The organism is Leeuwenhoekiella polynyae (assembly GCF_004104075.1).
GTDB classification, from domain to species: domain Bacteria; phylum Bacteroidota; class Bacteroidia; order Flavobacteriales; family Flavobacteriaceae; genus Leeuwenhoekiella; species Leeuwenhoekiella polynyae.
This window is the reverse complement of the sequence record NZ_QOVK01000035.1, coordinates 22,709-33,016: the sequence shown is the minus strand read 5'-3', so window position 1 is coordinate 33,016 and position 10,308 is coordinate 22,709. Positions and strand designations below refer to the sequence as shown.

The 10,308-nt window shown below is 35.8% G+C and carries 8 protein-coding genes; 5 read left to right on the top strand and 3 right to left on the bottom strand.

The window, feature by feature from the left end:
* Positions 1-116 precede the first annotated feature (116 nt).
* Together DSM02_RS19910 and DSM02_RS19905 are read right to left on the bottom strand one after the other, a co-directional pair.
* Positions 117-560 carry a 3-oxoacyl-ACP synthase gene (locus DSM02_RS19910; protein WP_128767228.1) on the bottom strand — a complete coding sequence of 148 codons (444 nt, stop codon included), beginning with the start codon at positions 558-560 and terminating at the stop codon, positions 117-119.
* 183 nt (positions 561-743) lie between these two features.
* A complete protein-coding gene (locus tag DSM02_RS19905) occupies positions 744-1,343 on the bottom strand; it encodes an RDD family protein (protein ID WP_128767227.1) in 600 nt (199 codons plus the stop codon).
* Between the two features lie 212 nt (positions 1,344-1,555).
* Here DSM02_RS19905 and DSM02_RS19900 point away from each other — a divergent pair, with 212 nt between their 5' ends.
* On the top strand, positions 1,556-2,479 hold the full coding sequence (locus DSM02_RS19900; protein WP_128767226.1) for a metallophosphoesterase family protein: 924 nt from the start codon (positions 1,556-1,558) through the stop codon (positions 2,477-2,479).
* On the opposite strand, the gene DSM02_RS19895 is transcribed toward DSM02_RS19900, so the two are convergent.
* The gene (locus DSM02_RS19895) at positions 2,480-2,941 is read right to left on the bottom strand and encodes an Lrp/AsnC family transcriptional regulator (RefSeq protein ID WP_128767225.1); all 462 of its coding nucleotides are present in this window, start codon (positions 2,939-2,941) and stop codon (positions 2,480-2,482) included.
* A 167-nt stretch (positions 2,942-3,108) separates the two neighbouring features.
* Here DSM02_RS19895 and DSM02_RS19890 point away from each other — a divergent pair, with 167 nt between their 5' ends.
* The 4 genes from DSM02_RS19890 to DSM02_RS19875 all read left to right on the top strand — a co-directional run bounded on the left by DSM02_RS19890 (position 3,109) and on the right by DSM02_RS19875 (position 10,207).
* Complete coding sequence (locus DSM02_RS19890; RefSeq protein WP_128767224.1) at positions 3,109-4,062, top strand: NAD-dependent epimerase/dehydratase family protein; 954 nt, start codon at positions 3,109-3,111, stop codon at positions 4,060-4,062.
* Between the two features lie 10 nt (positions 4,063-4,072).
* Positions 4,073-5,260 (top strand): glycine C-acetyltransferase, encoded by a 1,188-nt coding sequence (gene kbl / locus DSM02_RS19885; RefSeq protein ID WP_128767223.1) that lies wholly within the window; start codon positions 4,073-4,075, stop codon positions 5,258-5,260.
* 311 nt (positions 5,261-5,571) lie between these two features.
* Entirely contained in the window at positions 5,572-8,595 is a 3,024-nt protein-coding gene (locus DSM02_RS19880; RefSeq protein ID WP_128767222.1) for a SusC/RagA family TonB-linked outer membrane protein, read from the top strand.
* Between the two features lie 10 nt (positions 8,596-8,605).
* Positions 8,606-10,207 carry a RagB/SusD family nutrient uptake outer membrane protein gene (locus DSM02_RS19875; protein ID WP_128767221.1) on the top strand — a complete coding sequence of 534 codons (1,602 nt, stop codon included), beginning with the start codon at positions 8,606-8,608 and terminating at the stop codon, positions 10,205-10,207.
* Positions 10,208-10,308 lie beyond the last annotated feature (101 nt).

The window sequence follows — 10,308 nt, the reverse complement described above, 5'->3', positions numbered from 1 at the left end:
CAACTGAGACTGATGGTCGGTCTTCCAAACAGGTTTTGCTTTCATTCCATGAAATTAAAACATATTCAGAATAAATCCTATAAAAAAAGGCTGCCTTTTTAGACAGCCTCTTTTAGTTATAAGATTTGGGTGACGGTTATTTTTTGATCTCTAAAGCTTATGGTTTCTCCGGTTTGAGTGCCTGTAAGTAATTCACCAATAGGCGAAGCGCTCGAAATACAATACACATTTCCGGTTTCCAGCTTGAGTTCACCGTACGGAATTCCTATAAAATAGTTGGCTTTATCGGTAAGTACCAGACTACCTTCTCCTATTAATGTATTTGGCGTCATACTGATTCGGTTTAAAACCTCTTTCTGTTTTTCAACCTGATCCATTTGACCCTGTGTGCGTTCCATTTCCTGCTGAATCATTTCAACACCAGTTTCATATTTATCACCGGCACTACTTTTACCATCACTTTCACGTGATTCAATAAGGCTGGCTTTTGTATCCTGTAATTGAGCAAGTTTAGTGTTTAAACGTATGCGCAATTCTTGTATAAGAGCTTTCTTTTGCATGTAGCAATTTTGTTTTTTAAGGCGGGCGAAATTAGTCTAAAACAACATAGCTTGTTCAGTTTTTTTCGCAGTAGGGGAATAATTTATTGAGAGTTTTACTTAATAATCGAGATTTGCATGCTTCGAGACTTATCTCGCTCTAAAATGAATTTTTCAGTTTAATGCTTTGCGGTTGTCCCAAAGTTACTCTCGATCTTTTATAACACGCGTCTTTGAAAATCTATCGTGCAATCCTCTTTTCACAATTAGATAAGAAAGTCTATCAAATGGTATTAATCTGCATAACGTGCGGATGAGAATTGTTTTTCCGTCGGGTTTGTTGCCTGATTCTGTTACAACTATTGTTTTGGTTACATATTTTCCGGCTGTTTTTTGGAAGAAATATTCTGAGAGTCCATAGTACGCTAAAAATATCAGGAGAATCATTCCGTAACCTATAGCTTGTAAAAGATTATTGTTTGTAGTTACAAATACCGAATCAAGAGCTAAACTTGCTGTTAAAACCAACAATACAAAAATCACAAAATCAATGAGAAAATTAGTAAAGCGGATTCCTGAGCTACTAACGTAATCCTGAATTTCTTTTACCGCATCATTATCTTGAGCTACAGCTTTTACCAGATTTGCCATTTGCAACTTAGAAATCTTTCTACGCGAGAGCTCGTCTTCTGCGGCTTGTACAGCTTCTGGTTCATATTTGTGAACTTCTACGGTAACGATGCGAACCAGTTCTTTGTCTGAACATTTTTTAAGTTTAGACAAATAGGGCTTCTGCTTACTCATTATTTTTTATTTTTTTAAAGGTGCGATAAATTTAGCAAAACTCTAGGTGTGCCATATCGTGCTTTCTATTCTGTATTTTTTTAATGTCGGGTCCTAAAATAGATTTTATTCAAAATAGCAAATTTGAAAAGTCCTGTTTAGAACTTTAATAAATCTTTAAACTACAATGCGAGCGCTTATTCTCCTTCTAAAATATTTTAATTTGCAGTGTTATGAAACAGCAAGCAATAAGTCGTCGGAACTCCATCAAACTTTTTGCATTAACCGGCACCACGGTCTTAACGATGCCCAATTTAGTATTGAGCTGTAAAAATACGACCGAGAAGCCCGTGCGATTTGGTTTTATGACAGATTCACACTATGCCGATCGCGATGTGGCAGGAACCCGTTTTTACCGGGATTCTATCCCAAAAATGCAGGAAGCAATACAAGTACTCAATTCTCAAAATCTGGATTTTCTCATTCATCTCGGGGACTTTAAAGATCAGGGCCCTGAAGCGAAACCTGAAGATACGCTTCGCTATTTAGAGGCTATTGAGGGGGTATTTCAAGAATTTGAAGGAGCTAAATATCATGCTTTAGGCAATCACGATGTTGATAGCATTCGTAAAGAGACTTTCTTGGAGAATATTAGGAATACCGGTCAGGAGACCACACAAAACTATTATTCTTTTGATGCCGGTGGCTTTCATTTCATCGTACTGGATGCAAACTACGATACAGATGGGAAAGACCATTTTTTTGCCGAAGGTTCAGATTGGGAAGATGCTAACATTCCTGAAAAAGAATTAAAGTGGCTTCGCAACGATTTAGCTCAAAATGAAAAACCTACGGTCGTTTTTTGTCATCATCCACTTTATGAGTTTTACAAAGAAGGATCAAAATTTCACGTGACTAATTTTAAAGCGGTTCAGCAGATACTGCAGGAAAGTAGCTGGGTAGTAGCTTGTATGCACGGGCATGTGCACAAAGAAGATGCCGCGATCATTGAAGGCATAAATTACATAACCCGTTTGGGAATGGTTGATTATGAAGGCTTAGAAAACAACAGTTTTAGTATAGTTGAAATAACAGAGCGTCAATTAAAAATTGAAGGTTATAAAAGAGCTTCAGACACAAAACTTAAACTTCAGTAATTAAAAGGCGATAGTCGTGGTATTGTAAATCTCTTTGAGTACAAAGTAACTTTCTAACACTCCAATATTTTGAATTTTTGAAAGTTTGGTTCTCACAAACTCATGATACTCTTCTAAACTTTCTAAGTGAATTTTCAGGAAGAAATCAACTTTTCCGGCCATATGGTAACATTCTTGTACTTCTATCAATTCTTTGATTTGGTGTTCAAACGTATCGATAAAACCCTCATTATGATAGCGCAGTGAAACCATACAAATTGCTGTTACCGGTCTGTTGAGTTTTTTCTTGTTCAGAATGGCCACATAATTTTTGATATAACCTTTCTTTTCTAAGCGACGCACGCGCTCATAAACCGGTGAAGCCGTTAAGTGCAACTGGTCTGCAATTTCTTTAGTGGTGAGTTTTGCATTTTTTTGTAAGATTCTCAAAATCTTTAAATCGGTTTGGTCAAGTATTTCCATATTCAGAAAAATTTACTGATAGCTCCAGTCTAGACAGGACTCAAAGCGGTTTTTATCTTTTAAAATGATTTAGTAAAGATAAAAATACTTTATTTTTTTGATTTAACAGATAATTAAAGGGTTGAGCACTTCTGCTTTATATTTTTATACTGTTAAAACTTTCAGTCATGAGAATATTGATTACAGGAGCTTTTGGTCAGTTAGGAACCGCTTTAACAGAGGCGTTGATCAACAAGTATGGCAGTAAATCTGTTGTAGCAACAGATTTGCACATTAGAGATACATTTAATTGTGAAACCTTAAAACTTGATGCAACTGATCTCGAAGCTTTAGATGAAATTGTTCGTACGCATCAAATTACTCAAATCTACCATTTGGCAGCAGTTTTATCTGCAAAAGGTGAGTTAGAACCACTTAAAACCTGGGACCTCAATAATTCAACTTTTTTCAATGTTTTAGAAGCAGCGCGATTAAACGATGTGCGAAAAGTATTTTTCCCAAGTTCTATTGCCGTTTTTGGAGCAGATGCCCGTAATCAAATTACGTCAAATGATTTTCCTTTAAATCCAACAACCGTTTACGGAATTAGTAAAGTAGCGGGTGAGCAGTGGGCGAATTATTACAATGCAAAGTATAATATGGATGTACGTTGCCTGCGTTATCCGGGACTCATAAGTTACCAGTCTCTTCCGGGAGGAGGAACAACAGATTACGCGGTAGATATTTTTCATAAAGCGATAAAAGGAGAAGATTTTGAATGTTATTTGAGAAAAGGTACTCAATTGCCTATGCTTTATATGGATGATGCAATTGATGCGACAATCCGTTTGATGGACGCTCCAAAGAAAGCAATCACTCGCGTAGGTTATAATATTCAGGGAATGAGTTTTTCTCCGGAAATGATCGCAGAAGAGATCCGTAAAAATATTCCTAAACTTACGGTAGTATACAATCCAGATAACCGTCAGAAAATAGCCGAAAGCTGGCCTGTTGCATTAGACGATACTCCTGCACGTATGGATTGGGGTTGGGAGCCAGAATATGATTTAAAACGTATGACCGAAGAAATGTTATATAGATTGGATCAAAAAAAAAGAACTAACGCGTTTATGCACGCTTAAAAACAGACTCATGTTTACATCAGTTAGAAAAAGTATACAAAAAGAATTAGAAGAGATAAAAGAGGCCGGTCTATATAAAGAAGAGCGCATTATAACCACACCTCAAAAAGCCGAAATAAATACTGAGAAAGGAAGTGAAGTACTCAATTTTTGTGCAAACAATTACTTAGGACTTTCTTCTCATCCAGATATTATAGAAGCAAGTATAGATACCATAAGAAGTCATGGTTACGGTATGTCTTCTGTACGTTTTATCTGCGGAACGCAGGATATTCATAAAGAACTTGAGCGTAAAACAGCTGAGTTTTTAGGGATGGAAGACTGTATTTTATATGCTGCAGCTTTTGATGCTAATGGTGGTGTTTTTGAGCCAATTTTGACTAAAGAAGATGCAATCATTTCAGATGAATTGAATCACGCCAGTATCATAGACGGTATCCGGTTGTGTAAAGCCGCACGCTACCGTTATAAAAACAACGATATGGAAGCACTAGAGGAGGAATTGAAAAAGGCTTCCGGGGCGCGACGTAAATTGATTGTTACCGACGGAGTTTTTTCTATGGATGGTACTATCGCCCAACTTGATAAAATCTGTGATCTTGCTGAAAAATACAATGCAATGGTAATGGTAGATGATTGTCACGCGACTGGTTTTATAGGTGAGAATGGTAAAGGAACGCATGAGTATAATAACGTAATGGGGCGCATTGATATCATTACGGGTACTTACGGTAAAGCCTTAGGTGGAGCTTCTGGTGGTTTTACAGCTGCTCGTAAAGAAATCGTAGATATGCTACGTCAAAAATCAAGACCTTATTTATTCTCAAACACATTAGCGCCTGCAATTGCCGGAGCTTCTATCAAAGCGATTGATATGTTGCGTGAATCAGGAGACTTAATAACTAAGGTGCAAAACAATGCGAAACGTTTTAGAAATGAAATGGTAGAAGCTGGGTTTGACATCATACCCGGTGAACATCCTATTGTTCCAATAATGTTATACGATGCAAAATTGGCTCAAGAATTTGCAGCTAAACTTTTAGATGAAGGGATTTATGTAATCGCATTTTTCTATCCGGTAGTGCCTAAAGAAAAGGCGCGTATTCGCGTACAGCTTTCTGCAGGTCATGATGATGCACACATAACAAAAGCAGTTGCTGCTTTTACTAAAGTAGGTAAAGCGCTTGGTGTGATCTAATAGAATAAACTAAAATTTCTAATAAACTAGCTCAGGGCAAGTCCATGAGGCTTCCTTAGAAACAAATTTTCAATTTCGCGGCAAGCCTCGGTGTATTATACCTTTTGGCGGTGCCAATAAAAAAAGCCTCACTTTTTAAAAAAGTGAGGCTTTTTTTATTAGAGAAAAACACGATTAACTATGTTTTAAAATGTTGTTAATTTAATATAATTATTGGGTAACATCTGGGTTAAGATTGACTATAGGGATTGATACTTTGCAGAAGTAATAAAAAGTTTATCAATCTAATAGTTAAAATCTTACTTAATGTTATGACACATTCGCAAATTAATTTAGCTCGATATTTGAGCCATTTAAGGCTTTTAATCTTGCTATTGCCATTTATAGGTTTCAGTCAAAAACAAATCTCCGGGACAGTTGTAGACAATCAAGGTATGCCTATTGTAGGAGCCACTGTTGTAGAAAAGGGAACCTCAAATGGAACAACAACCGATTTTGATGGAAATTTTGATTTAGAAATTGCTCAGGATAATTCAATAGTTAAGATCTCTTATGTTGGTTTTATTACTAAAGAGGTTGCTGCTGGTTCTTCTTCAGTTTTAAATATTACTCTAGAAACAGATACACAAAGTCTGGAAGAAGTAGTGGTAATAGGTTATGGTACTCAAAAAAGAGAAGAGGTTACCACAGCAATTGCTACCGTAAAATCTGAAGATTTTAATCCTGGTCTGGTGCAAGACGCCGGGGACCTTATTAAAGGTAAAGTTGCCGGTCTAAGTATATCTAATGGTTCGGGGGATCCGTCAGCTACCTCAAACGTTTCTTTAAGAGGAGTTTCTACACTTCAGGGAAATACCCAGCCTCTTATTTTGATTAATGGCTTACCAGGGAGTTTAAATAGTGTGGCTCCTAATGACATTGAAAGTATAGATGTTTTAAAGGATGCTTCAGCTTCAGCAATCTATGGTACGCGAGGAGCTAATGGAGTTATCTTAATAACTACAAAAAGCGGTAAGGTAAATACGAAGCCTACTTTATCGTATTCACACTATGTTTCTTCTTCACAATTTGTAAGAAAAGCAGATTTTTTAGATGCTGGAGATGTGCGCAGGTTACGTGCAGATGGTATTGATTTACCCCAGTATAATGACTTAGGATACGAGACAGATTGGCTAGATGAGATTACACGAACTGCAGTTACACAAAATCATAACCTTACTTTTAGTGGCGGTGGTGATTACTCTACTTATAGTGTGAATGCTAATTATATGGATCAGCAAGGTGTTTTTAAGAAATCATTTAACGAAGAGTTTAGAATAGGAGCAGACCTTACGCATAGTATGTATGATGGTGTTTTAAAATTTACAGCAAGTTTTTTAGCCGGCTCTCAGGATATAGGAGCTTTAGGTGATGGGGCTTCTTTTGATAGTAGAATTTACAGGCAAGCATTAATACGTAATCCAACAGATCGTATTTATAACGATGAAGGAGATTATGTTCAAGACGGTACGGTTTTACAGTATGTAAACCCTGTGAGTATGATTGATTTGACAGATGGAGATATTCAGAATGATTGGGTTCGATTAAATGGAAATATAACTTTAGAGCCTGTAAAAGGTTGGGTAAATAATTTATTTGTAGGTAGTAACAGAAATACTAATCTTAGAGGTTTTTATGAAGCAAAAGAATATTTAGGCTATAACGGAGATAGTAGAAATGGTTTTGCTTCAAGATATACTGCTAAAAGTAAAACAGACCTACTCGAATTTACTTCAAAATATAGCAAAACATATGACGATCACTCGTTTTCTGTATTAGGAGGTTATAGTTATCAGTATAATGTAAATGAAAGTTTTTATGCTACAAATAGAGATTTTCCTACTAATGCTTTTGGATATAATAATTTAGGTCAAGGTCAAGGTCTTCAGAATGGATTAGCCAGTATGGGAAGTGGTAAAGATGACAATACTCTTATAGGTTTCTTTGGTAGAGTTTCATATAGCTATAAATCCAGATACAACTTATTAGCAAGCATACGTAGAGAAGGTTCTTCTAAATTCGGTACTAATAATAAGTGGGGTAATTTCCCAGCTGTTTCTGTTGGTTGGAATATTAGCAGAGAGGAGTTTATGGAAAATGCAGATTTTGTAAATAACTTAAAACTACGTGCTGGTTATGGGGAAACAGGTATTATTCCTGATGCATCATACTTATCTCAATCCTTATTTTCTTATAGTTCTAGAGCATATCTAAACGGGGAATGGATTAGAGGACTAACTCCAGATTTACAAGGTGGTAATCCCAACCCGGATCTTAGATGGGAAGTTTCTCGCGAATTTAACTTTGGTCTTGACTTTGGATTTTTCAATAATAGAATTAATGGTAGTTTAGATGTATATCATAAAAGAACAAAAGATCTACTATTTGATTATAGCGTGCCTACTCCCCCTAACCTCGTAGGTGTAACAAAAGCAAATGTAGGAGAGATGCAAAATCAGGGGTTTGAATTATTACTTAATGTAAACCCTGTTAATACCAAAGATTTTTCTTGGGATGCTAATATAACTTTATCACACAATAAGAATAAGCTGGTAAGCCTTTCTAATGATCTTTATCAAATAGAAGGTAATTATATCAATTACGGGACATTAAGTGAACCTGTTTCTCAAATTACACATCGTATTGAGGTAGGACAACCTGTTAGTCAATTCTGGGGTTTAAAGTCTGTAGATGTTGATTTTTATGAAGCTAGAGATGCTTTTGGCGAGGGAAATTACTGGACAATAGAGCTTCCTGATGGAAGTAGAGTGCCATGGGATAACGCATTGGATACAGATGAAAACAGACAATTTTTAGGTAATGGTATACCTGCATATAATATAGGTATTACAAATACTTTTAAGTACAAAAGTTTTGACTTAAGCTTTGTATTTACAGGAGCGTTAGACTTTCAAATACTTAATGCTCAGCGTGTATTCTACGAGTATCCACATATTCCTTATAATGTTTTGAATTCTGCTTTTGATCCTGTTTATGGTAAAGACATAACGTTAAGTAATCAAATAGGGCAAAAGTTTGTGAGTTACTACATAGAAGATGGAGATTACCTTAAATTAAACAATGTGACTTTAGGCTATAATTTCAATACTACAAACTGGGATATTATTGATGCTTTAAGATTGTATGTATCAGGAAATAATTTAGCAATCATTACTGGTTACACTGGTATTGATCCTGAAATAAACAGAGGTTCTGTGTTGACCCAGGGAACCGATGATAGAGATAAATACCCAAGCACAAGAACTTTTACGCTAGGGCTCAATGTTAATTTTTAAATCGTTGATTATGAAATTTATAAAAGATATTAAAGTTTGTTTATTGTTTTTTGGTTTGACAGCAGTGAGTTGTACAGATCTTGATGAAACGGTTTATAGTAGTATAACTGCAGAAGGAACTACCCTAACAGCAGATGATCTAGATGCTATTATAGTACCTCCTTATGCTTCTCTTCGATCTATTTACTGGGGATGGGACGGAATGTTTGATGTGTATGAAGAGTCTTCAGATTTAATAGTTACTCCTGCTCGTGTAGGAATAGGCTGGGGGCAACAATATGTTAATATGCATCAACACACTTGGCTTTCAGATTTATCTCATATAGAAGGTTTGTGGAGTAGAACTTATAGTAGTATTAATCAAATTAATAGGGCAATTCTACAGATAGAAGGTCTGGAAAATAATGAAGCAACAGATGTTTATTTAGCAGAGCTGAGAGCAATGCGCGCAATGTGTTATTACATTTTATATGATAATTATAGAAATATTCCACTTGTAAAACGTTTTGATTTGCCAGAAGGATTTTTACCGGAGCAAAGCGATAATAAAGAAGTTTATGATTTTATAGTCGCTGAATTGAATGAAGTTATGCCATTGTTAAGTACAGATGGTCTGGGAAGCTACGGTAGGTTTAATCAATACGCGGCAAAAATGACTTTAGCTAAAATGTACCTAAATTCAGAAGTTTATATAGGTGAGTCCAAGTGGGAAGAGGCTATGCGTGAAGTGCAGGATATCATAGATAGTGGAGAGTTTAGTTTAACCTCTGAATTTTCTGATGTTTTTGCATTAGACAATGAGAATTTAGTAGAAACAATTTTTGCAATCCCATACGATAATATTGAGGCTAGTGGTTCTTATTTAGCTTTTAAAGCACTTTATGGGAAAAGTAGAGAAACTTTTGATTTAGCAGGATCTCCTTGGGGTGGTAGTGCTGGAATTCCTCAATTTATTGATACTTATGATGAAGATGATGCACGTTTAGAAACAACCTGGTTGGGAGGATTACAATATTCTAGCTCTGGAGCCCCCATATTGCTTGACGAGAATGACCCTGATAGTCAGTTGAATTATACAAATTATATAAAAAGTGTAAATGAAGCCGGACCAACGGAAGGTTATAGATTTATACGTTATGAAATAGGTGCAGGTGTAGTAGCAACCTATGGTACAGATGTTCCTTTTTACAGATATACAGATGCTCTAATGATCAAAGCAGAATGTTTATTGCGTTTAGGAAGAGCAGATGAAGCAGCAAGTATTGTTTCAGAGGTGAGACAGCGAGCTTTTAAAGATTCAGATCCATCTAAAGCAGTTATGACCGGAGCAGAATTAATGGAAGGGAGTACTTATGAATACGGAAAATATGAAGATGGTAAAATTACAAATTATGAAGGGGGAGATGATATTGAGTACGGTAGATTTTTGGATGAGCTAGCTTGGGAATTTGTAGGAGAGCATCACAGAAAACAAGATTTGATTCGCTTTGGAGTTTACACCACAAAATCTTGGTTTTCACATTCACCTAATGGAGGTTTTAGAGAAATTTTTCCAATACCATTAAGTCAGATGCAAACTAATTCTAACTTAGAACAAAATCCTGGATATTAGAAAAACCAGACTTGATTTAAAAAGCCTCATTTCTTAACGAATGAGGCTTTTTTATTTTACGATCTATACTTGGTGTAAAGTTTAAAGTTAAAAAAATAGCG

What these genes read in the sequence shown, in the direction of transcription:
- DSM02_RS19895 (WP_128767225.1), bottom strand. Translation starts at nt 2,941, where the DNA reads ATGGAAATACTTGACCAAACCGATTTAAAGATTTTGAGAATCTTACAA.
- DSM02_RS19905 (WP_128767227.1), bottom strand. Translation starts at nt 1,343, where the DNA reads ATGAGTAAGCAGAAGCCCTATTTGTCTAAACTTAAAAAATGTTCAGAC.
- DSM02_RS19910 (WP_128767228.1), bottom strand. Translation starts at nt 560, where the DNA reads ATGCAAAAGAAAGCTCTTATACAAGAATTGCGCATACGTTTAAACACT.
- kbl (WP_128767223.1), top strand. Translation starts at nt 4,073, where the DNA reads ATGTTTACATCAGTTAGAAAAAGTATACAAAAAGAATTAGAAGAGATA.
- DSM02_RS19880 (WP_128767222.1), top strand. Translation starts at nt 5,572, where the DNA reads ATGACACATTCGCAAATTAATTTAGCTCGATATTTGAGCCATTTAAGG.
- DSM02_RS19900 (WP_128767226.1), top strand. Translation starts at nt 1,556, where the DNA reads ATGAAACAGCAAGCAATAAGTCGTCGGAACTCCATCAAACTTTTTGCA.
- DSM02_RS19875 (WP_128767221.1), top strand. Translation starts at nt 8,606, where the DNA reads ATGAAATTTATAAAAGATATTAAAGTTTGTTTATTGTTTTTTGGTTTG.
- DSM02_RS19890 (WP_128767224.1), top strand. Translation starts at nt 3,109, where the DNA reads ATGAGAATATTGATTACAGGAGCTTTTGGTCAGTTAGGAACCGCTTTA.